The sequence below is a fragment of the Micromonospora echinospora genome, assembly GCF_014203425.1.
Taxonomy (GTDB): domain Bacteria; phylum Actinomycetota; class Actinomycetes; order Mycobacteriales; family Micromonosporaceae; genus Micromonospora; species Micromonospora echinospora_A.
The window spans coordinates 2,324,674-2,345,469 of record NZ_JACHJC010000001.1; the positions used below are offsets into that span (position 1 = coordinate 2,324,674).

Sequence of the window (20,796 nt, forward strand, 5' to 3'; positions counted from 1 at the left end):
CCAGGCGGTGATCAACGGAGAGTAAGCGCAGCGACGCCTCACCCTGCTCACCCACCGGAGCTGCCCGTGACCCACCTCTCGGCCCCGCGCCGCCGCCGTCTTCTCGCGGTCCTCACCGCCGGCGCCCTCACCGTCGTCGGCCTCTCTCCGGCCACGCCCGCGGCCGCCGCCGCGCCCGGCCACGACAAAGTGGTCCACACCGTCCCGTCCACCGCCTCGCCCGACGTCCAGGACGGCTCGGTCGACGCGATCCACGACGCCGGTACGAAGATCATCGCGGGCGGCTCCTTCACCCGCGTGCAGAACCGCAACTCCGACGTCGACATCGCCCGCGACTACCTGCTCGCGTTCGACAAGGCCACCGGCGCGGTGGACACCGCGTTCGCGCCCACGCTCGACAACGAGGTGACCGCGGTCACGGCCGGGCCCACGGCGAACACGGTCTTCGTCGCCGGCAAGTTCAACACCGTCAACGGCGTGACCCGGCGCAAGGTGGCCCTGCTCGACGTCAACACCGGGGCGGTCGTCACCAGCTTCGCGCCGCCCGCGTTCAACGGGCTCATCAAGGACATCGCGCTGGTCGGCAACCGGCTGCTGGTCGGCGGCATCTTCACCACGGCCGGCAACCCCAACCCCCGCGGCGGGCTGGCCTCGCTCAACGCCACCACCGGCGCGGTGGACAGCTACCTCACCACCACGCTGACCGAGAACCACAACTGGGACGGCGTCAGCGGCGCCAAGGCCGGCGTCGGCGCGGAGAAGCTCGCCGTCTCCCCGGATGGCACGCAGCTCGTCGTCATCGGCAACTTCAAGAAGGCCGACGGGGTGCTACACGACCAGATCGTCAAGATCGACCTGGGTGCCACCGCCGCTACCGTCGCGGACTGGAACACGGCCCGCTACACGCCGCGCTGCAAGTGGCAGTCGTTCGACTCGTACGTCCGTGACGTCGCGTTCTCCCCGGACAACAGCTACTTCGTCGTGGTGACCACCGGCGCCCCGTACAGCGGAACGCTCTGCGACACCGCGGCCCGCTGGGAGGCCGGCGCGACCGGCGCCAACCTCCAGCCGACCTGGGTCGACTACAGCGGCGGCGACACGTTCCTGTCCGTCGGCATCAGCGAGGAGGCGGTCTACGTCGGCGGCCACCTCCGCTGGCTCAACAACACCACCGGCACCGACAACGCCCGGGCCGGCGCGGTCGGCCGGGCCAGCATCGCCGCGCTCGACCCGGCCAACGGCCTGCCGCTGTCCTGGAACCCCGGCCGCCACCCGCGCGGCATCGGCGCCTCCGAGATGCTCGTCACGCCGACCGGGCTCTGGATCGGCGGCGACACGCTGTGGATCGGCAACTTCCAGTACCGCCGCGAGCGGATCGCGTTCTTCCCGCTGGCCGGCGGGACGGCGGTGCACCCCACCACCACGGCCACGCTGCCCGGCAACGTCTACCAGGCGGGCCTGCCGCAGCCGACGAACGTGCTGTACCGGGTGAACGCCGGCGGCTCGTCCGTCGCCTCCACCGACGGCGGGCCGGACTGGGCGGCCGACTCCAACTCCAGCCCCAGCCCGTACCGCAACACCGGCAGCAGCGCTTCCAGCTACACCACCGCCGCGAGCCTGGACTCGACGGTGCCGGTCGGCACCCCGGTCCAGCTCTACAACGACGAGCGGTACGACCCGTCCGGCGGCGCGGAGATGACCTGGCAGTTCCCGGTGCCCAACGGCACCGAGGTGCACGTGCGGCTGTACATGGCCAACCGGTACGCGGGCACCGCCAACGCCGGCACGCGGATCTTCGACGTGGCGCTGGAGGGCGCTGTCGTCCTCGACGACCTCGACCTGTCCGCCGCCGCCGGGCACAACGTGGGCACCATGCGGGAGCTCACGGTGGTCAGCGACGGCTCGATCGACCTGGAGTTCCGCCACGTGCGGGAGAACCCGCTGGTCAACGCGGTCGAAATCGTCAAGACCGGGCCCCCGCCCGCTCCGGCCAGCTCGCCGGTGCAGGTGCGCTCGTACGACGGGCAGAACGCGGTCGGCGCACCCGACCCGGTGACCGACCCGAACGGCACCGTCTGGGCGGGCGCGCGCAGCGCGTTCTGGGTCGGCGGGACGGTGTTCTACGGCGCCGACGGCGCGCTGTGGCGGCGCACGTTCAACGGCACCACGTTCGGCGCGCCGGAACTGGTGGACCCGTACCACGACCCGTACTGGGACAACGTGATCACCAACTCCGGTCCGACCGGGCAGACGTACGTCGGCGCGACCACCGGCTTCTACGCCGAGATCCCGAACGTGACCGGCATGTTCTTCTCCGGCGGGCGGCTCTACTACACGCTCAACGGGCAGAACGGTCTGTTCTGGCGCTGGTTCACCCCGGACAGCGGCGTGGTCGGCGCCGATCGGTTCACGGTGGCCGGGGCGAGCGGGTTCGCCGACGCGGGCGCGGTCTTCGTCTCCGGCAGCACGCTCTACAAGGTCAACCGCAACACCGGTGACCTGGCCGCCACCGACTGGGTGAACGGCGTGCCGGCCGCGACGTTCACCGTGCGCAGCGGCCCGGCGGTCGACGGCGTCGACTGGCGCGCGAGGGCCGTGTTCGTCGGCCCGTAAGGAAGGGCCCCTTCTTAACGCCTCAGGTAGAGGAAGGGCCCCTTGTTAACACCTCGCTGTTAACAAGGGGCCCTTCCTTGCATGAGCGGGGTTGTGCGCGCCGGAGGGCGGTGGAATGATCAACCGGTCAGCCCGATGAAGTGGAAAGGGGGTGTGGTCGATGTCTTTCATGAACCGTCCCGCGCCCCGCGTTCCCCGCTGACGTTCTGACTCCGCCGGGGCGCGCTCCCCACAGGAGGAAGCACCGATGAGTGCACAGTTCCATTGTGTGACAGTCGAGTCCGACGACCCGTACACCCTTGCCGGATGGTGGGCCCGCGTGCTCGACCGCCGGCTCGCCGACGACGACCACCCGGACGACCCGGAGGCGGTCCTCGTCGCGCCCGCCGGCGACGGCCCCGACCTGCTGTTCGTCCGGGTGGGCGAGCGGCACGGCAAGGGCGCGTTCCACATCGACCTGCACGCGGCCGAGGGCACCCGGGACGAGGAGGTGGCGCGGCTGCGTGACCTCGGCGCCACGCTGGTGGCCGACCGGCGCCGGCCGGACGGGAGCGGCTGGGTGGTGCTGGCCGACCCCGAGGGCAACGAGTTCTGCGTCTGCCGCAGCTGGGCCGAACGGGCCGCGTCCGCCTGATCCGGAAACGACACCGGGCCCCCGCCGCGACGGCGGGGGCCCGGTGCGTAGCGGTGTCAGCCCTGCTTCTCGATCTCGCCGCGCATGGAGACGAACTCCTTCTGGAGCTCGGCCGCGGACTTGAAGTAGACGACCACCATGCCGAGGCTGCCCCGGTCGGCCCAGATGCAGACGGCCACCTGCTCACCCGAGGCCTTGCCGTCGGAGCACTTGGCGTCGCCGCCCAGCGGACCGGGGTCGACCGTCTTGAAGTCCTTGGTGCCCAGGTCGGGGGTGACCGCGGCGGTGGCGTCGTCCAGTTCCTTCTTCGGGTCGGCCAGGACGCCGGACACAGCGACGATCATGACCAGGTCCTTCTTCGCCGGGTCGCCGTAGAAGGCTCCGGCCGTGCTCGTCGCTTCCGGCACGTCCTTGCTGAGCGAGACCTTCATCTGCGTCGCGGCGCTCTGCAGCTGCGGGTCGGTGACCTTCGACCGGCCGCCGAGCGTCTGCGGCTCGACCACCCGGGTCTTGGTGGCGGTGACCACCTCGCCGACGGTGTCCTTGGTGGCGATCCACGTGACGATGCCGCCACCGACGCAGAGCACCAGGACCACCGCGAGGACGATCAGCAGGATCTTGCCGACACCGGACTTCTTCGGCGGGACCGGGGCGCCGAACTGGTTGCCGTACTGGGGCTGCTGCGGGGCCTGCGGGTAGTCAGCGCCGTACTGCGGCTGCTGCGGAGCCTGCGGGTAGCCACCGCCGTACTGCGGCTGCTGGGGCGGCTGGAAGCCGCCCGGCTGGTGCTGGGGAGGAGGGTAGTTGCCGGGGTAGGGACTGGACGGCGGCTGGGACATGTAGGCAGCTCCTGTGTGAAAACTGGACGCGTGATCGTAGCCAGGAGCACCGACATGCCGCTGTCCGGCGAAGGGCGGGGCGGCGAAACCGCGACCGACCCGTGACCTGCCCCGCGAACGCCGATCGCGGTGGCCGGGCCGTCCGTCTCGGACAGCCCGACCACCGCGATCGATGCGGAATCGGTCAGCGCAGGCTGGCCACGCCGCGCGGCAGGAACCGCTTGCCGGTCACCCGCTCGGAGGTGCCGGTCCGGTCCAGGTACGGCGTCACGCCGCCCAGGTGGAACGGCCAGCCGGCGCCGAGGATCATGCACAGGTCGATGTCCTGCGCCTCGGCGACGACGCCCTCGTCGAGCATGAGCCGGATCTCCTGCGCGAGCGCGTCCAGCGCGTTCTGCCGGACCTGCTCGCCGGTGAGCGGCTCGTCGCCGACCACCAGCAGCTTCGCCACCTCGTCGTTGATCTGGTCGTCGACGACGATCGGCTGGCCCGAGTCGGCGATCCGCTTGAGGTTCTCGCTGACCCCGAACCGGTCCGGGAACGCCTCGTGCAGGGTGCCGCCGACGTGGTACGCCACGGCCGGCCCGACGAGCTGCAGCAGCGCCAGCGGACGCATCGGCAGGCCCAGCGGGTCCAACGCGCTGTTCGCCACGTCCAGCGGGGTGCCCTGGTCGACGGCCGCGAACACGGTGCCGAGGAAGCGGGTCAGCAGCCGGTTCACCACGAACGCCGGGGCGTCCTTCACCAGTACCGACGACTTCTTCAGCTGCTTGCCGACAGCGAACGCGGTGGCGAGCGTGGCGTCGTCGGTCCGCTCGCCGCGGACGATCTCCAGCAGCGGCAGCACGGCGACCGGGTTGAAGAAGTGGAAGCCGACCACCCGCTCCGGGTGCTCCAGCTCGGCGGCCATCTCGGTGATGGACAGCGAGCTGGTGTTGGTGGCGAGCACCGTCTCCGGCTTGACGATCTTCTCCAGCTCGGCCCAGACCTGCTTCTTGACGCCCAGGTCCTCGAACACGGCCTCGATGACGAAGTCGGCGTCGGCGAAGACGGACTTGTCGACCGAGCCGCTGACCAGGCCGTACAGCTTGGCGGCGGTGCCCTTGTCCATCCGGCCCTTGCTGACGGCCTTCTCGATCTGGGTGTGCACGTAGCCGACGCCCTTGTCCACCCGGGACTGGTCCAGGTCGGTCATCACGACCGGCACCTGGAGCCGCCGGGCGAACAGCAGCGCGAGCTGGCTGGCCATCAGGCCGGCGCCGACGATGCCCACCTTGGTGACCGGCCGGGCCAGGCCCTTGTCCGGCGCGCCGGCCGGGCGCTTGGCCCGCCGCTGCACCAGGTCGAACGCGTACAGGCCGCTGCGCAGCTCCTCGGAGAAGACCAGGTCCGCGAGGGCCTCGTCCTCCGCCGCGGTGCCGGTGGCGAAGTCGGCGTCCTTCGCCGTCTCCAGCAGATCCAGCGCCTTGTACGCGGACGGAACCGCGCCGTGCAGCCGCTGGTCCAGGGTCTGCCGGGCGAAGTAGAGCACGCCCGCCCACATGTCCTTGTCGACCTCGGGACGGGTCACTGTGACCTCACCCCGGACCACGCCGGCGGCCCACTCCAGCGACCGCTCCAGGAAGTCGGCCGGCTCCAGCAGCACGTCCGCGATGCCCATCTCGGCAGCCTGCTTCGGCTTGAGCATCTTGTTCTGCATCAGCGGGTTCTGAATGATCACCTGGGTGGCGGCCGGGATGCCGATCAGGTTCGGCAGCAGCTGCGTACCGCCCCAGCCGGGGATCAGGCCGAGCGAGACCTCGGGCAGCGCCAGGGCCGCCGCGCCCGCCGACAGCGTCCGGTAGTGGCAGTGCAGCGCCAGCTCCAGGCCGCCGCCCATCGCCGCGCCGTTGACGAACGCGAACGTGGGGACGGCGCTGTCCTTGAGCCGGGCGAAGACCCGGTGGCCGAGCCGCCCGATCTCCAGCGCCTGCTCCCGGTTCTCCAGCGCGGGCAGGCTGGTGATGTCCGCGCCCACGCAGAAGATGTACGGCTTGCCGGTGACCGCGATGAACGCCGGCTCCGCCGCGAGCGCGGCGGTGATCGCCTCGTCCAGGCTGGTCAGACCGCCCGGGCCGAAGCTGTTCGGCTTGGTGTGGTCGAAGCCGTTGTCCAGCGTGATGAGGGCGGCGGGCCGGTCCAGCCCGGGTACCGCCACCTGGCGCAGCAGCGCCTTGGTGACGACCTCGTTCGGTGCGGCGAGCGCGCTCACTTGTTGCCCTCCCAGTGCGGGTTCTCCCAGATCACGGTGCCGCCCATGCCGATGCCGATGCACATGGCGGTGAGGCCGTAGCGGACCTCGGGGTGCTCGGCGAAGTGGCGGGCGAGCTGGGTCATCAGCCGGACGCCGGAGGACGCGAGCGGGTGACCGATGGCGATCGCGCCGCCCCACGGGTTGACCCGCGGGTCGTCGTCGGCGATGCCGAAGTGGTCCAGGAAGGCGAGCACCTGCACCGCGAACGCCTCGTTCAGCTCGAACAGGCCGATGTCGTCGATGCTCAGGCCGGCGATGCGCAGCGCCTTCTCGGTCGACGGGATCGGGCCGATGCCCATCACCTCGGGCTCGACGCCGACGAAGCCGAACGACACCAGGCGCATGCCGACCGGCAGGCCCAGCTCACGGGCGGTCTCCTCGGCCACCAGCAGCGCGGCGGTGGCGCCGTCGTTCAGACCGGCCGCGTTGCCAGCGGTGACCTTGCCGTGCGGCCGGAACGGGGTCTTCAGGCCGGCCAGCTTCTCCATGGAGGTGTCGCGGGGCGCCTCGTCCACGGTGGCCAGGCCCCAGCCCGTCTCCGGGTCGCGGGTCGCCACCGGCACCAGGTCGCCCTGGAGCTTGCCGTTGGCGTACGCCTTGGCGGTCTTCTGCTGCGACGCCAGCGCGAACGCGTCGGTGCGCTCCTTGGTGATGTGCGGGACGCGGTCGTGCAGGTTCTCCGCGGTGGAGCCCATCACCAGGGCGGACGGGTCGACGAGCTTCTCCGCGACGATGCGCGGGTTGGGGTCGACGCCCTCGCCCATCGGGTGGCGGCCCATGTGCTCGACGCCGCCGGCGATTGCCACGTCGTACGCGCCCATGGCGATGCCGCTGGCCACCGTGGTGACGGCGGTCATCGCGCCGGCGCACATCCGGTCGATGGCGAAGCCGGGCACGGTCTTGGGCAGGCCGGCCAGCAGGGCGGCGGTACGGCCGATGGTCAGGCCCTGGTCACCGATCTGGGTGGTGGCGGCGATCGCCACCTCCTCCACCTTCTCCGGCGGCAGTTGCGGGTTGCGGCGCATCAGCTCGCGGATGCAGCGGATCACCAGATCGTCGGCGCGGGTGTTGGCGTACATCCCACCCGCCTTGCCGAACGGGGTACGGACGCCGTCGACGAAGACGACATCCCGGACTTCACGGGGCACTTGGAGCCTCCCTCGGCACGGGCATTTCCCCGGATGCTACTCGCCAGTAACCAAACGTGGCACCACCCCTCGCGTGGCCCACCTCACACCTGCCACCGACGTTACTGCTGGGGGGTCCGCAGCGCCTCGGTAAGAGCGGGCAGCAGAAGCCCGATCTGCCACTCGCGGGCGCCGAAGGCACGCAGCGCCTCCGCCACGGTGTCGTCGGTGATCTCCGCAGGTGGCTGCCACGCCAGCCGGCGGATCGAGTCCGGCGTGATCAGGTTCTCCGCCGGCAGCCGGTGCGCTCCGGCGGTGCCGACCACCACCTCCCGGGACCGGGTCAGCCGACCCGCCGCCACCGGATCGCGCTCGGCCCAGCGGTGCGGCGGCGGTGGCCCCTCCACCGTCGGGCTCACCGGCAGCGCGTCGTCCGGCAACTGGCGCGCGTCGTCGAGCGCCGCCAGCCAGGTACGCGCCAGCCGGCGCACCGAGCGCCCACCGAAACCGGGGAGCGTGAGCAGCGTCTTCTCGTCCTTCGGGTCCAGCTCGGCGGCGGCCACGATGGCCGAGTCGGGCAGCACCCGGCCCGGCGCGGCGTCCCGGCGGGCGGCGATCTGATCCCGCGCGTACCAGAGGGAACGCACCCGGGCCTGGGCGCGGGCGCCGCGTACCCGGTGGATGCCGGAGGTGCGCCGCCACGGCTCGGCGCGCACCCGCGGCGGGCGGGCGCCGTTGCGCACGAGCGCGTCGAACTCCTCCGCGGCCCAGCCGGACTTGCCCTGCCGCTCCAGCTCCTCGTCCAGCGCGTCGCGCAGGTCCACCAGCAGTTCGACGTCCAGGGCCGCGTACGTCAGCCAGGACTCCGGCAGCGGCCGGTTGGACCAGTCCGCGGCGGAGTGGTGCTTCTCCAGGCTGAACCCGAGCAGCTGTTCGGTCAGCGCGGCCAGGCCGACCCGCTCGAATCCGGCCAGCCGGGCGGCCAGTTCGGTGTCGAACAGCCGGCGCGGGCGCAGGCCCAGCTCGGCCAGGCAGGCAAGGTCCTGGCTGGCCGCGTGCAGCACCCACTCGGTCTCGGCGATCGCCGCGTCGAGGGTGGACAGGTCGGGCAGCGGCAGCGGGTCGATGAGCGCGGTGCCGGCGCCGCCGCGGCGCAGCTGCACCAGGTAGGCGCGCTGGCTGTAGCGGTAGCCGGAGGCGCGTTCGGCGTCCAGGGCCACCGGGCCGGTGCCGCCCGCGAAGCGGGCCACGACCTCGTCCAACTCGGCTGGTGTGGCCACCGGGGCGGGCGTGCCCTCGCGCGGCGCGGTCAGGGGGACGGCCGCGCCCGGCTCGGTCTCGGTCCCCGCGCCCGCCGGCTCCGGCAGGGCCGACGTCGGATCGGCGGAGACCTCTCCGGTACGGCTTTCGGCGGTCCGACGGCGCAGGGGTGGTTCGTCGGTCACCTGACAACCCTAGTAGGCCGGACGATCCGGTGTGCGCAGCCGGGTCCGGCGCGTGTCGGCGCGGTGGCCGCCAGGTGTCCGGAACGAACCGGGTTGCGGGGCCGTGAGAGGGTCGGACAGTGGGGGAGACAAAGCCCGTTTCCGCCGGTACGGTCCATCGAGCCGCGAGCGGCGCACGGGGCCGGGCAACAGCGGTTGGGGGCGTCGGCGAAGCCGACGGGGAGGACGGTCGAGCATGACAGGCGGGTACGGAACCGGCGACGGCGTGCCGGGGCAGGGCGGTGACCCGACGGCCGATCGGCCGGGGCCGCTGCCACCGCGCTTCGACCCGCCCGGCGGTTCGGCTCCACTGTCCGGGTCGACGGCGGGCGGCAGTGGTCCCGCGTGGAGCGGCACCGGCACCCCCGGCCACGCGGCGCCGGGCACGGGCTACCCGACCACGTCGCCGGGCGCGAGCTTCCCGGGACCGTCCGGGGCGAGCTACCCGGCGTCCTCCGGCACGAGCTACCCGGCGTCCTCGGGCGCCAGCTACCCCGCCTCCTCGGGCACGAGTTACCCCGCGTCCTCGGGCGCCAGCTACCCCGCCGCGTCGTCGGGCGCGAGCTATCCGGCGCAGCCGTCCGCCGGTTACCCGGGCCGCGCCGAGGCGGCCGGGGCGTCGCCGTCGGCCGCCTACTCGGCGTCGTCGGGCGTCGCGACCCCGCCCGCGCCGTCCCAGCCGTCGTTCGGCGCGGTGCCGGCCCAGCCGGGCCCGTCGTCGTTCGGCGCCGCGCCGGCCCAGCCGGGTCAGTCGTCCTTCGGCACGCCGTCGGCCCAGCCGGGTCAGTCGTCCTACGGCACGGCATCGGCCCAGTCCGCCCCGGCCTACCCGGGCCAGGCTCCCGCCGGGTCGCAGTCGTTCCCGGGCCAGCCGCCCTCGTCGCCGTACGCGGACCGGCACTCGTCGGCCCCGTCCGGCGCCGGCTCGTCGTACCCGGGCCGGCCGGTCTCCGCACCCGTCCACCCGGGCCAGCCGGTGTCCGCGCCGTCGTACCCCGGCCAGCCGTCGGCGTACCCGGGTCAGCAGGTCTCCGGCTTCGGCGCGCCGCTCGGTCCGCCGGAGCGCGCGGCCCGGCGCAGCCGGCTCGCGGTGGTGGCGCTGACGCTGGCCGCCGTGCTGGCGGTGGTCAGCGGCGTGCAGGCATATCAGATCTACCGGCTCGACGACCGGCTCGCCGCCGCCGACAAGCGGATGGCCGAGGGGCAGGGCGCGGACGCCAGCCGGCTCGACGGCCTGGAGCAGCGCGCGGGCAGCCTGGAGAAACAGGCCGGGGCCGCCTTCAACCCGGAGGCTGTGGCCAGCGCGGTGCTGCCGAGCGTGTTCCGGGTGCGGGCCGGGCAGTTCACCGGTACGGCGTTCGCCGTCGGCAAGGCCCCGTCCGGCGGCGGTACCACGCTGCTGACGAACTTCCACGTGGTCGAGTCGGTGTTCGTCGCCGGTGAACGCAAGGTGTTCCTGGAGCGCAAGGACCAGCGGTTCGAGGCGACGATCATCGCCACCGACAAGGACAAGGACCTGGCGCAGCTGCGGACCAGCGCCAAGTTCGCCGGTCTGGTCGCGGCCCGCGACCCGGTGCGGTCCGGTCAGCAGATCATCGTGGTCGGCGCGCCGCTCGGGTTGCAGGACAGCGTCACCACGGGTGTGGTCAGCGCGTTCCGCGAGGACGAGCGCGGCGGCGGCCCGGTGATCCAGTTCGACGCGCCGATCAACCCCGGCAACTCCGGTGGCCCGGTGATCAACGGGTCCAAGGAGGTCGTCGGCATCGCCACGGCCAAGGCCCGCAACGCCGAGGGCATCGGGCTGGCGGTGCCGATCAAGACCGCCTGCGACCGGTTCCGCCTCTGCTGACCGGTCGCCCACGCCGGTGTGGGCGGCTGCGTCGCATCGACCCCGGCCCATCGGGCCACCCCGCGGGGGACCAGCTCATCTGGAGGAACGACATGTCCTACCCACCGGCCGGAGGCGACAACCCGCCCCCGGCGCCGGGGGGCACGGTCTACGGCAACGTGTACGGCAGCCGGCCCGCGCCCCAGCAGTACGACCCGAACCAGCCCGCGCCGACCCTGCACCAGCCCGCCGCGCCCGACGGTGCTCCCGGGTACGCCGGTTACCCGCCCGCCGCGCCGGGACAGTCGGGCTACGCGCCGGGCGCCGCTCCGGTGCCCCCGCCGATGTCGGCGCCGCCGGTCTCCGTACCGCCGGTCTCCGGCCCCGGCTACCCGCAGCCGCTGTCGGCCCCGCCGGTGTCCGGCCCCGGCTACGGGCCGCCGCCGATGTCCGGGCCGCCCGGCGCATACGGGCCGGTCGGCGGCGCGCCCGCCGGCGGCGGCCGTAAGTGGGCCCCGCTGGTCCTCGGCCTCGTCGCCGCGTTGCTGTTCGTCTTCGGCGGCGTGATGACCTTTCTGTACGTCTCCACGGACGGCGAGCTGGACAAGTCCCAGCAGTTGGTCAGCCAGCGCGAGGGCACCATCTCGGCCAATCAGCAGGAGATCGAGAAGCTCAAGGGTGAGCTGAAGACGGTGCAGGAGCGGCTGTCGGACACCCAGCAGGACCTGACCGGCACCAAGAACGACCGGGACGAGCAGGCCCGGCAGAAGAAGGTCATCGCGAACTGCCTGGACAAGCTGACCACCGCCATCGCCGCCGCGTCGCGCGGCGACCGGGCCGCCTTCGAGGCGGCGAACAAGGGCCTGGACAAGGTCTGCGACGAGGCCGAGAACTACCTCTGACCGGCGTCCGCCGTGAGGCCGCCCCGCCCGCGCGGGGCGGCCTTCGCGCATCAATGCCGGGGGTACGCCGAGCGCGAACCGCCCCGGCCCGGCGCAACGGTCGTCGCGCGTGAGGCGACCCGTTTGCCGGTACGCGGCCCTCGCGAGCCGACGGGCGACGGTCAGGCGGCGCCGGCGGAGCGGCGGGGCAGCGCGGTGACGCCGGGCGGCGGCAGGCCGGCCGTCGAGGCCAGCAGCGTGCACCAGCCGAGCAGATGCGGGCCCAGGTCGGCACGCAGCGGCGTCCAGGAGGCGCGGATCTCGATGTCACCGGCGGCGGGCGGCCCGGCCAGCTCGCCGAAGCGGGTGGAGAGCGTCTGGGTGACGGTGCCGCCGATCGCGCGGTGCCCGGCGCCCTGCGCGTCCAGCGCGTCGGTCAGCCAGGTCCAGCCGACGCCGGGCAGCAGCGGGTCGCTGGCCAGGTCGACCTCCAGCTCGGCGGTGACGTACGTGACCAGCCGCAGCGTGCCCTGCCACGCCTCGTGCCCGGCCGGGTCGTGCAGCAGGATCAGGCGGCCGGTGGCCACCTCGTCGTCGTCGCGCAGGACGGCGGCGGAGAGCGCGAACGCGTACGGGGCCAGCCGCTGGGGCGCCCCGACCTCCTCCAGCACGATCTCCGGGCGGGGTGTCGCCGACCGGAGCCCTGCGACCGCGCGAGCGAACGTTTCCGGGAGCGCGATCGGGGGGGCCATGCGGGCAGCCTATGCCGCGCTCACCGTACGGCGCGCGACGGCGCGCCGGGTGATCGACGGTTAAGAAGGGGCCCTTCCTCTACCGGAGGCGTTAAGCGGGGGCCCTTCCTTCTACGTCACAAATGCGGACGGTGAGCGCGGGCGCGCACCGGGGGCGTGGCACGATTGCCGCGATGACCACCGACACCACGGGCACTGCCGCCCGAGACGGAGAACCCCGCCGCGGCGGGCCGGCCGACTCGCCCTTCGTGCGCGCCTGCCGGCGCGAGCCGGGCCCGCACACCCCGGTCTGGTTCATGCGCCAGGCCGGCCGGTCGCTGCCGGAGTACCGCGAGATCCGGGCGAACGTGCCGATGCTGGAGTCCTGCCGCCGGCCGGACCTGGTCACCGAGATCACGCTGCAGCCGGTGCGCCGGCACGGCGTGGACGCGGCGATCCTGTTCAGCGACATCGTGGTGCCGGTCGCCGCGGCCGGTATCGACCTGGACATCGTGCCCGGCACCGGCCCGGTGGTGGCCGAGCCGATCCGTACCGCGACCGACGTCGAGCGGATCACCCCGATCGGCCGCGACGAGGTGTCGTACGTGGACGAGGCGGTCCGCCAGCTCGTCGTCGAGCTGGGCGACACCCCGCTGATCGGCTTCGCCGGGGCCCCGTTCACGCTCGCCAGCTACCTGGTCGAGGGCGGGCCGTCGCGGACCCACGCCAAGACCAAGGCGCTGATGTACGGCGACCCGGACCTGTGGCACGCGCTGTGCTCCCGGCTGGCCGAGGTGACGCTGGCGTTCCTCCAGGTGCAGATCGAGGCCGGGGTGTCGGCGGTGCAGCTGTTCGACTCGTGGGCGGGCGCGCTCTCCGAGGCCGACTACCGCCGTTTCGTGCTGCCGCACTCGACGTACGTGCTGGGTGGGCTCGCGGAGGCCGGCGTGCCGCGGATCCACTTCGGCGTGGGCACGGGTGAGCTGCTCGGCGCGATGGGCGAGGCCGGCGCCGACGTGGTGGGCGTGGACTGGCGTACGCCGCTGGACGTCGCCACCGGCCGGATCGGGCCGGACAAGGCGGTGCAGGGCAACCTCGATCCGGCAGTGCTGCTCGCCCCCTGGCCGGTGGTGGAGACCGAGGTGCGGCGCATCGTCGAGCAGGGCCGGGCCGCTCCCGGCCACGTGTTCAACCTCGGGCACGGCGTGCTGCCGGAGACCGACCCCGAGGTGCTGACCCGGGTGGTCGCGCTGGTGCACGAGCTGACCGCGCGACCGGAGCGCTAGGAGGCGACAGTGGTGCGACCGTGGCGGGTGGCGATCGTCGGTGGCGGGATCACCGGGCTGGCCGCCGCCGTCCGGTTGCGCGACAGCGCTCCCCAGGGCACCGAGATCACCGTGTACGAGCAGTCCGGCCGCCTCGGCGGCAAGCTGTTCACCGGTGAGCTGGCCGGCGGGCCGGTCGAGTTCGGCGCGGAGTCGTTCCTGATGCGCGACCCGGCCGGTGGCGAGTCGGCGGCGGTCACGCTGGCCCGGCGGCTCGGCCTGGCCGAGGAGATCGTGCACCCGACCGTCGGGCAGGCGGCCCTGCTCGTCGACGGCACGTTGCGCCCGGTGCCGGGCGGCACGCTCGTCGGCGTACCCGGGGATCTGGAGAAGGTGGCGGCGGTGGCGCCGCCGGCCGCGGACGCCGACCGCGACGCGGGCGGGCCGCTGCTCGCAGAGGGTGAGGACACCTCGGTCGGCGAGCTGGTCCGCAAGCGCCTCGGTGACGCGGTGGTGGACCGGCTGGTCGACCCGATGCTCGGCGGCGTGTACGCCGGGCGGGCCGACGACCTGTCGCTGGTCACCACGATGCCGGCGCTGGCCCGCGCGGCACGCGCCGAGCACACGCTCGTCGGCGCCGTCCGCGCCGCGCAGGCCGCCGCGCCGCGCGCGCCCGGCGCACCAGTCTTCGGCACCCTCGCCGGTGGGCTCAGCACGCTGGTCGAGGCGGCGGCAACGGCGAGCGGGGCGACGATCCGCCGGGGCGCCGCGGTACGCGAGCTGCGCCGCACCCCGGCCGGCTGGCGGCTCACCGTCGGGCCGACCCGCGACGCCGAGCACGTCGAGGTCGACGCGGTGCTGCTCGCGGTGCCGGCCCGCCCGGCCGCCCGGCTGCTCGCCGCCGCCGCGCCCGAGGCGGCCGACACGGTCGGCGCGCTCGACTACGCGAGCGTCGCCCTGATCACCCTCGCCCTGCCCGGCCCGGCCCTGCCGGAGCTGTCCGGTTTCCTGGTGCCGGCCGGCGAAGGGCTGACGATCAAGGCGTCCACGTTCTTCACCACCAAGTGGGGGCACCTGCGGCGGCCGGACGGGCTGGCGCTGGTGCGCGCCTCGGTGGGCCGGTACGGCGACGAGACGTCGCTGCAGCTCACCGACGACGACCTGGCCGACACGGTGCACCGGGAGCTGTCGGCGGTGCTCGGCGCGCCGCTGCCGGCCCCGGTGGCCCGGCACGTGCAGCGGTGGGGCGGCGCGCTGCCCCAGTACACGCCCGGGCACACCGCCCGGGTGGCGGCGGTCCGGGCGGCGCTGCGCGCCGTCCACCCGACGCTGGCAGTGGCCGGAGCCGGCTACGACGGCGTCGGCATCCCGGTGTGCGTCCGCTCCGGCGAGACGGCGGCCGAAGAGATCATCAAGGCACTGGAAGGATCGGCAGCATGACCGAGCAGACCAACGCGGCGCGGCTGCGGGAGCTCAACGAGACCATCCGCTACACCATGTGGTCGGTGTACCGGGCCACCAGCCCGCTGCCGTCGCTGCGGGAGAACGTCGTCGACGAGGTCGAGTCGCTCTTCACCGAGCTGGCCGGCAAGGACGTCACGATCCGGGGCACGTACGACGTGGCCGGGCTGCGCGCCGACGCCGACCTGATGATCTGGTGGCACTCGTCGTCCAGCGACGCGCTCCAGGACGCGTACCTGCGGTTCCGCCGCACCACGCTGGGCCGGGCGCTCACCCCGGTCTGGTCGCAGATGGCGCTGCACCGCCCGGCCGAGTTCAACAAGAGCCACATCCCGGCGTTCCTGAACGACGAACAGCCGCGCGCCTACCTGTGCGTCTACCCGTTCGTGCGCTCGTACGAGTGGTACCTGCTGCCCGACGCCGAGCGGCGCGAGCTGCTGGCCGAGCACGGCAAGATGGCCCGGGGCTACCCGGACGTGCGGGCCAACACCGTGGCCTCGTTCGCGCTCGGCGACTACGAGTGGATGCTCGCGTTCGAGGCCGACGAGCTGCACCGGATCGTGGACCTGATGCGCGACCTGCGCGCCTCCGGCGCCCGTCGGCACGTGCGGGAGGAGATCCCGTTCTACACGGGCCGCCGCCGCTCGGTAGCCGACATCGTCAACTGCCTGGTGTGAAAGGAAGGGCACCTTCTTAACGCCTGCGGTAGAGGAAGGGGCCCCGCTTAACACCCCAGCGGGTGTCGAGCAGGGCCCCGACCGGGAAGACCGGCGTCAGGCGGTCGTCGTACAGGACAGGGTGCTGGGAACCGGGTTTGTCGCGCCGGCCGAGCCGGTGAAGCCGAACGAGGTGCTCGCACCGGCCGCGAGCGTGCCGTTGTAGGCGGCGTTGCGTGCCGTGACGAGCGTTCCGCTGCTGGTCACCGTGGCGTTCCACGCCGAGGTGACCTGCTGGCCGTTCTGGTAGTTCCAGCTCACCGACCAGCCGCGGATCGGTGAACCGCCGTTCGTCACCTTCACCTCGGCCTGGAAGCCGCCGCCCCACGAACCGGTGATCGCGTACGTCGCGGTGCAGCCACCGGCCGGGTTCGGCGTGGTCGGGGGCGGGCTGGTCGGCGGCGTGCTCGTCGGCGGGGTGCTGGTGGGCGGCGTGCTGGTGGGCGGCGTGCTGGTCGGCGGGGTGGTCGGGCCGGATCCGCCGAAGTCCACGTCACTGCACAGGTAGTAGGACTGGTCCAGGTGGCTGGCCTGCCAGATGGTGTAGACGATGTGCCGGCCGGTGCGGCCCGGCGCGTTCGCCGGGATCTGGATGGACACGCCGTCCACCTCACGCGTCCACTGGCTCGCCGGGGTGTTGCCGATCTGGCCGACCAGTTCCAGGTCGCTCCAGCGCAGCGGCGAGGTGAGAGCGTTGAAACCCTGCTTGGTCGCGTACACCCGGATGTAGTCGGCGCCGTGGCTGGCCTGGTCGAAGAACTTGACCCGGAAGTTGTTGGTGACCGGCACGGTCTTCCAGGCGCCGACGGTGTCGAGCGCGTTGTAGCGGCCGCTCTGGGTGCGGCCGCCGCTGCACAGCTGCCCGTCCGGGATGGCGCCCTGGTGGTTGCCGGCCACGCCCTCGCGGAACAGGCCGTTCCAGTTCCACATGGCGTTCGGGTCGGCCTGCCACGCCTGCCAGCACATCGGGTCCTGGGTGGCCATGGCCGGGTTCTGGAAGTCACCGCCCCAGCGCTGCCAGCAGCTGTAGGCGCGCGAGGCCGGGTCGACAACCGACCCGTGCGCCGAGGCCGGGCCGGAGAACGCGGTGGTGAGCAGCGCCGCGACGACCGCGCAGACGGCGAGGATCGCCGCCGCGAGCGGTAACGGGCGGCGGTACGGAGTGGACATGGAAAGCCTCCGGGATGGGTGTCGGTGCACGACGCCCGGACTGTCGGGAGTTGCCCTCTCCCGCGTGGCGGCTCCGCCCGCACGTTGCCACAAAGAGTGACAAACGTCAATGAGTTGGGTCGCGGCGCATCGGCGTGTGCGGGATGCCGTCCTCGACGTAACCGGGGCCGCTGACCGCGAAACCGAGGCCCGCGTAGAAGCCGACGAGATGGGTCTGCGCGTCGAGCACGCACGGCCGGTCACCCACCACGGCCAGGGCCTCGGTCATCAGCGCGCCGGCCAGGCCCGCGCCGCGGGCCGCCGGCGCCACCACCACCCGTCCGATCCGTGCCACGCCGTCGGGGTCGGCCAGGATCCGCAGGTACGCCACGACGGCGCCGTCGCTGCTCAGCCACAGGTGGCGGGTGCCGGGCTCGACGTCCCGGCCGTCCAGTTCCGGGTACGGGCAGGACTGCTCGACCACGAACACGTCGATGCGCAGCCGGAGCAGGTCGTGGAAGGTGCGGGCGTCCAGGTCGGCGAAGCCGGCCAGGTGGGACTCGACGGGCATCGGCCCAGGTTAGGCCGCGCCCAGCGGTCCGGCCGGGCCGGGTGCGGGACGGCCGGGGGCGCGTGCGTCAGGCGGGGCGGGCGCCGACCGCGTCGCGTACCTCGGCGCCCTGCTCACCCTCGACGGCGCGGGCGCAGTGGGCGCAGCAGAAGAAGCGGCCGGAGACCTCGACGCCGTGCCCGACGATCTTGATCTGGCAGTGCTCGCAGATGGGCGCCATCTTGTGCACCGCGCACTCGAAGCAGTCGAACGTGTGCCGCGACCCGTCGACGGTGCGCACCTCGAACGCCATCCAGTAGTCGTTACCGCAAACCTCGCAGGTTGCCATGCGAAACCCCCCGAAAACGGACCTGTCATCCGAGAGTCGCGCAGACGACACCATCGGGCAACCGGAACGGGCGAACCTGATCCGGCCCTACGGCGAGTCGCTCCCGGCGTGTCGCGCGTTGACTGCTGTGACCGCCGAAAATCCCCGGAGGATTCGTGATCAAGCGCAACAAGCTCTTCGGCAACCAGACCCGGGTGACGTTCTCGCTGCCCCGGGACACCCCGGCCGGCACCGTGAGCGTGGTCGGCTGCTTCAACGGGTGGGAGCCCGGCCGGCACGAGCTGGTGCCGCGCCGCGACGGCACCCGTACCGTGACGGTCCGGTTGAAGCCGGGGGAGTACCGCTTCCGTTACCTGGCCACCGGCGGCGTGTGGCTGGACGACGAGGCCGCCGACCGGGTGGACGAGGCCGGCGGCCTGCTGCGGCTGTGACGCCGCCGTCAGCCGGCGCTGGGCTCCAGCCGCACCGAGATCGAGTTGACGCAGTGCCGGGTGTCCTTCGGAGTGAAACCCTCACCCTCGAAGACATGCCCGAGGTGGCTGTCGCAGCGCGCGCAGCGGATCTCGATGCGGCGCATCCCGAGCGTGTTGTCCGGGATCTCCTTGACCGCGCCCGGGATGGCGTCGTCGAAGCTCGGCCACCCGCAGTGCGAGTCGAACTTGTCATCGCTGCGGAACAGTTCCAGCCCGCAGGCCCGGCAGTGGTAGACGCCGGGGGTCTTGGTGTCGACGTACTCACCGGTCCAGGGCGCCTCGGTGCCGGCCTCGCGGAGCACCCGGAACTCCTCGGGGCTCAGCCGCACGCGCCATTCGTCCTCGGTACGGGGCAGTTCGCTGTCGGAAAGACTCACCCCTTCACGGTACGTCGGCTGTCGGTGGCATCGCATATGGTCGCGTGATGGCGGGCAAGGGCACGGTCGAGGAGATCGAGGTAGCCGGGCACACGGTGCGGCTGAGCAGCCCCGACCGGGTGATCTTCCCTCAGCAGGGCTTCACCAAGGCGGACGTCTTCCGCTACTACCTGGCCGTCGGCGAGGGGATCATGCGCGCCCTGCGGGATCGGCCGACCACGCTCCAGCGCTTCCCCGACGGCATCGAGGGGGAAATGTTCTTCCAGAAGCGGGTGCCGCAGCGGGGCGTACCCCCGTGGGTGCGCACCGCGCAGATCGCCTTCCCCAGCGGCCGCAAGGCCGACGAGCTGTGCCCGGCCGACCTGGCGCACGTGGCCTGGGCGGCGCAGATGGGCACCGTGGTGTTCCACCCGTGGCCGGTGCGCGCCGCCGACACCGACCGCCCCGACGAGCTGCGCGTCGACCTCGACCCGCAGCCGGGCACCGACTTCGCCGACGCGGTGACCGCCGCCGGTGAGCTGCGCGGTCTGCTCGACGAGCTGGGCGTGCCCGGCTGGCCGAAGACCTCCGGCGGCCGGGGCGTGCACGTCTACCTGCGCATCCAGCCGCGCTGGACGTTCGTGGAGGTACGCCGCGCCACCATCGCGCTGGCCCGCGAGCTGGAACGGCGCCGCCCCGGGCTGGTCACCACCGCCTGGTGGAAGGAGGAACGGGGCGAACGGGTCTTCGTCGACTTCAACCAGACGGCGCGGGACCGCACCATCGCCTGCGCGTACTCGCTGCGCGCCAACGCGCGCGCCACCGTCTCCACCCCGGTCGACTGGGACGAACTACCCCAGGTAGACCCGGACGACTTCCACCTGGGCACGGTGCCGGCCCGGTTCGCCGAGCGCGGCGACCCGCACGCCGGCATCGACGACGCCCCGTGGGACATCACGCCGCTGCTGGAGTGGGCCGAGCGGGACGCCGCCGACGGGCTGGGCGACATGCCGTACCCGCCGGAGTACCCGAAGATGCCCGGCGAGCCGAAGCGGGTCCAGCCGTCCAAGGACCGCGACCGCCCTCGCCCCTGACGCTCGGGTGGCCACTGCTCAGGCGGGGGCGGTGAGCATGCTCCGGACCGAAGCGACGATGTGCCGGGGGCGGCGGTAGAGGTCGGTGGCCGTGTAGACCCGCACGCGCCAGCCGTGCTCGGCCAGCCAGTTGAGCCGGGATCGATCGTGGTGCAGCCGGCCGGGGGCGAGGTGGGACCGGCCGTCGTACTCGACGCCGATGCGCCGGTCGCGATAGCCCAGGTCGAGGCGATAGATCAGGTTTCCGTCCTCGTCGGGAACCCACAGCTGCGGTTCCGGCGGAGGTAGCCCGCCGTCGATCAGCAACAGGCGCAACTGGCTCTCCTGCCGGCACTCCGAGCGCGGGTCGGGGCGAGCGCGACGAGTTGCCCCGCCTGTCGTACTCCCCGCGGCCGGCGTGCCACGCCACCTCGGTGAGCAGGTCCTCGCGGCGGCAGGCGCCGGCGCGGAGGCAGAGGTCCAGCACCGGCAGCGCGTCGGCCCGTCGGATCACCCGGGCCAGGTCCACGGCGCAGCGGGCGGCCGGCGCGCAGGGGATGCCGGCGATCTCCACCGCGTCCGGCACCGGCAGTACCGTCTGATGCGTCGCCACGCCCTGGATCCGCCGTGCGCTCACGCCGGGCGGCACGATCACGTGCACCAGGTCGTCGGTCACCGCCCCGAACCGGTGCAGTCGCGCACCGGTGTGGAACCCCGCGACGGTTCCCGGCGGCAACCGCCGGAACAGGGCGCGCAACCGGTCCGTCTCGTCGTCGGCGTACCCGTAGACACCACGGGACAGCCGCCCCAGCCGCCCCGCCTCCACCTGGTGCCGGACCGCCCCACGACTCACCCCACCCGCCAGCAACTCCCCGTACCGCCACACCCTCTAACCCTCCCGCCCCCAACCCTCAAAATCCGCCCCTGTGGACAGCCGCGCACCCACCCCGTCGATCTTGGAGTTGTGGTCGTTC

The 20,796-nt window shown here is 73.0% G+C and carries 19 protein-coding genes; 9 read left to right on the forward strand and 10 right to left on the reverse strand.

What is annotated here, in order from left to right; all coding sequences use genetic code 11:
• The first annotated feature begins 66 nt into the window (after nucleotides 1-66).
• Entirely contained in the window at nucleotides 67-2,613 is a 2,547-nt protein-coding gene (locus FHU28_RS11075) for a malectin domain-containing carbohydrate-binding protein (RefSeq protein ID WP_184683421.1), read from the forward strand.
• 247 nt (nucleotides 2,614-2,860) lie between these two features.
• Nucleotides 2,861-3,247: a VOC family protein gene (locus FHU28_RS11080; RefSeq protein ID WP_184683422.1), complete on the forward strand. Its 387-nt coding sequence runs from the start codon at nucleotides 2,861-2,863 to the stop codon at nucleotides 3,245-3,247.
• Between the two features lie 56 nt (nucleotides 3,248-3,303).
• Here the strand turns inward: FHU28_RS11080 and FHU28_RS11085 are convergent, their stop codons facing one another.
• The 4 genes from FHU28_RS11085 to FHU28_RS11100 form a co-directional block, all read right to left on the reverse strand.
• Nucleotides 3,304-4,086, reverse strand: a complete 783-nt coding sequence (locus FHU28_RS11085; protein WP_184683423.1) for a hypothetical protein — start codon at nucleotides 4,084-4,086, stop codon at nucleotides 3,304-3,306.
• Between the two features lie 184 nt (nucleotides 4,087-4,270).
• On the reverse strand, nucleotides 4,271-6,337 hold the full coding sequence (locus tag FHU28_RS11090) for a 3-hydroxyacyl-CoA dehydrogenase NAD-binding domain-containing protein (protein WP_184683424.1): 2,067 nt from the start codon (nucleotides 6,335-6,337) through the stop codon (nucleotides 4,271-4,273).
• Complete coding sequence (locus tag FHU28_RS11095) at nucleotides 6,334-7,527, reverse strand: thiolase family protein (RefSeq protein ID WP_184683425.1); 1,194 nt, start codon at nucleotides 7,525-7,527, stop codon at nucleotides 6,334-6,336. The genes FHU28_RS11090 and FHU28_RS11095 overlap by 4 nt, the downstream gene beginning before the upstream one ends.
• 101 nt (nucleotides 7,528-7,628) lie before the next feature.
• Complete coding sequence (locus FHU28_RS11100) at nucleotides 7,629-8,951, reverse strand: ribonuclease D (protein ID WP_184683427.1); 1,323 nt, start codon at nucleotides 8,949-8,951, stop codon at nucleotides 7,629-7,631.
• A 733-nt stretch (nucleotides 8,952-9,684) separates the two neighbouring features.
• Here FHU28_RS11100 and FHU28_RS11105 point away from each other — a divergent pair.
• Nucleotides 9,685-10,839 carry a S1C family serine protease gene (locus FHU28_RS11105; protein ID WP_311773695.1) on the forward strand — a complete coding sequence of 385 codons (1,155 nt, stop codon included), beginning with the start codon at nucleotides 9,685-9,687 and terminating at the stop codon, nucleotides 10,837-10,839.
• Between the two features lie 92 nt (nucleotides 10,840-10,931).
• On the forward strand, nucleotides 10,932-11,720 hold the full coding sequence (locus FHU28_RS11110; protein WP_184683432.1) for a hypothetical protein: 789 nt from the start codon (nucleotides 10,932-10,934) through the stop codon (nucleotides 11,718-11,720).
• A 161-nt stretch (nucleotides 11,721-11,881) separates the two neighbouring features.
• Here the strand turns inward: FHU28_RS11110 and FHU28_RS11115 are convergent, their stop codons facing one another.
• Complete coding sequence (locus tag FHU28_RS11115; RefSeq protein ID WP_184683434.1) at nucleotides 11,882-12,451, reverse strand: DUF3000 domain-containing protein; 570 nt, start codon at nucleotides 12,449-12,451, stop codon at nucleotides 11,882-11,884.
• A 173-nt stretch (nucleotides 12,452-12,624) separates the two neighbouring features.
• On the opposite strand from FHU28_RS11115, the gene hemE reads away from it, so the two are divergent.
• Genes hemE through hemQ form a run of 3 tightly spaced genes read left to right on the forward strand, consistent with a single transcriptional unit; the run spans nucleotide 12,625 to nucleotide 15,833 of the window.
• Complete coding sequence (hemE, locus tag FHU28_RS11120) at nucleotides 12,625-13,716, forward strand: uroporphyrinogen decarboxylase (RefSeq protein WP_184683436.1); 1,092 nt, start codon at nucleotides 12,625-12,627, stop codon at nucleotides 13,714-13,716.
• A 9-nt stretch (nucleotides 13,717-13,725) separates the two neighbouring features.
• Nucleotides 13,726-15,135, forward strand: a complete 1,410-nt coding sequence (gene hemG, locus FHU28_RS11125) for a protoporphyrinogen oxidase (protein ID WP_184683439.1) — start codon at nucleotides 13,726-13,728, stop codon at nucleotides 15,133-15,135.
• Nucleotides 15,132-15,833, forward strand: coding sequence for a hydrogen peroxide-dependent heme synthase (hemQ, locus tag FHU28_RS11130; protein WP_116504998.1), 702 nt, complete (start codon nucleotides 15,132-15,134; stop codon nucleotides 15,831-15,833). The genes hemG and hemQ overlap by 4 nt, the downstream gene beginning before the upstream one ends.
• 96 nt (nucleotides 15,834-15,929) lie before the next feature.
• Here the strand turns inward: hemQ and FHU28_RS11135 are convergent, their stop codons facing one another.
• From FHU28_RS11135 to FHU28_RS11145, 3 genes are all read right to left on the reverse strand, one after another.
• Nucleotides 15,930-17,042, reverse strand: coding sequence for a lytic polysaccharide monooxygenase auxiliary activity family 9 protein (locus FHU28_RS11135; RefSeq protein WP_184683441.1), 1,113 nt, complete (start codon nucleotides 17,040-17,042; stop codon nucleotides 15,930-15,932).
• Nucleotides 17,043-17,148: 106 nt separating this feature from the next.
• Nucleotides 17,149-17,592 (reverse strand): GNAT family N-acetyltransferase, encoded by a 444-nt coding sequence (locus tag FHU28_RS11140; protein ID WP_184683450.1) that lies wholly within the window; start codon nucleotides 17,590-17,592, stop codon nucleotides 17,149-17,151.
• Nucleotides 17,593-17,659: 67 nt separating this feature from the next.
• The gene (locus FHU28_RS11145; protein WP_030503017.1) at nucleotides 17,660-17,920 is read right to left on the reverse strand and encodes a hypothetical protein; all 261 of its coding nucleotides are present in this window, start codon (nucleotides 17,918-17,920) and stop codon (nucleotides 17,660-17,662) included.
• Between the two features lie 155 nt (nucleotides 17,921-18,075).
• On the opposite strand from FHU28_RS11145, the gene FHU28_RS11150 reads away from it, so the two are divergent.
• Entirely contained in the window at nucleotides 18,076-18,351 is a 276-nt protein-coding gene (locus tag FHU28_RS11150) for an isoamylase early set domain-containing protein (protein WP_030503018.1), read from the forward strand.
• Nucleotides 18,352-18,359: 8 nt separating this feature from the next.
• Here FHU28_RS11150 and msrB read toward each other — a convergent pair whose 3' ends face one another.
• The gene (msrB, locus tag FHU28_RS11155; RefSeq protein ID WP_184683452.1) at nucleotides 18,360-18,770 is read right to left on the reverse strand and encodes a peptide-methionine (R)-S-oxide reductase MsrB; all 411 of its coding nucleotides are present in this window, start codon (nucleotides 18,768-18,770) and stop codon (nucleotides 18,360-18,362) included.
• Nucleotides 18,771-18,817: 47 nt separating this feature from the next.
• Between msrB and ligD the strand changes: the two genes are divergently transcribed.
• On the forward strand, nucleotides 18,818-19,843 hold the full coding sequence (gene ligD, locus FHU28_RS11160) for a non-homologous end-joining DNA ligase (RefSeq protein WP_184683454.1): 1,026 nt from the start codon (nucleotides 18,818-18,820) through the stop codon (nucleotides 19,841-19,843).
• Between the two features lie 18 nt (nucleotides 19,844-19,861).
• On the opposite strand, the gene FHU28_RS32525 is transcribed toward ligD, so the two are convergent.
• Entirely contained in the window at nucleotides 19,862-20,158 is a 297-nt protein-coding gene (locus FHU28_RS32525) for an endonuclease domain-containing protein (RefSeq protein WP_260412879.1), read from the reverse strand.
• Nucleotides 20,159-20,796 lie beyond the last annotated feature (638 nt).

Bases quoted from the DNA above. Each gene is read 5' to 3' on its own strand.
- hemQ (WP_116504998.1), top strand. From the start codon at position 15,132: ATGACCGAGCAGACCAACGCGGCGCGGCTGCGGGAGCTCAACGAGACC.
- ligD (WP_184683454.1), top strand. From the start codon at position 18,818: ATGGCGGGCAAGGGCACGGTCGAGGAGATCGAGGTAGCCGGGCACACG.
- FHU28_RS11135 (WP_184683441.1), bottom strand. From the start codon at position 17,042: ATGTCCACTCCGTACCGCCGCCCGTTACCGCTCGCGGCGGCGATCCTC.
- FHU28_RS11145 (WP_030503017.1), bottom strand. From the start codon at position 17,920: ATGGCAACCTGCGAGGTTTGCGGTAACGACTACTGGATGGCGTTCGAG.
- FHU28_RS11140 (WP_184683450.1), bottom strand. From the start codon at position 17,592: ATGCCCGTCGAGTCCCACCTGGCCGGCTTCGCCGACCTGGACGCCCGC.
- FHU28_RS11110 (WP_184683432.1), top strand. From the start codon at position 10,932: ATGTCCTACCCACCGGCCGGAGGCGACAACCCGCCCCCGGCGCCGGGG.
- FHU28_RS11080 (WP_184683422.1), top strand. From the start codon at position 2,861: ATGAGTGCACAGTTCCATTGTGTGACAGTCGAGTCCGACGACCCGTAC.
- FHU28_RS11085 (WP_184683423.1), bottom strand. From the start codon at position 4,086: ATGTCCCAGCCGCCGTCCAGTCCCTACCCCGGCAACTACCCTCCTCCC.
- FHU28_RS11115 (WP_184683434.1), bottom strand. From the start codon at position 12,451: ATGGCCCCCCCGATCGCGCTCCCGGAAACGTTCGCTCGCGCGGTCGCA.
- hemE (WP_184683436.1), top strand. From the start codon at position 12,625: ATGACCACCGACACCACGGGCACTGCCGCCCGAGACGGAGAACCCCGC.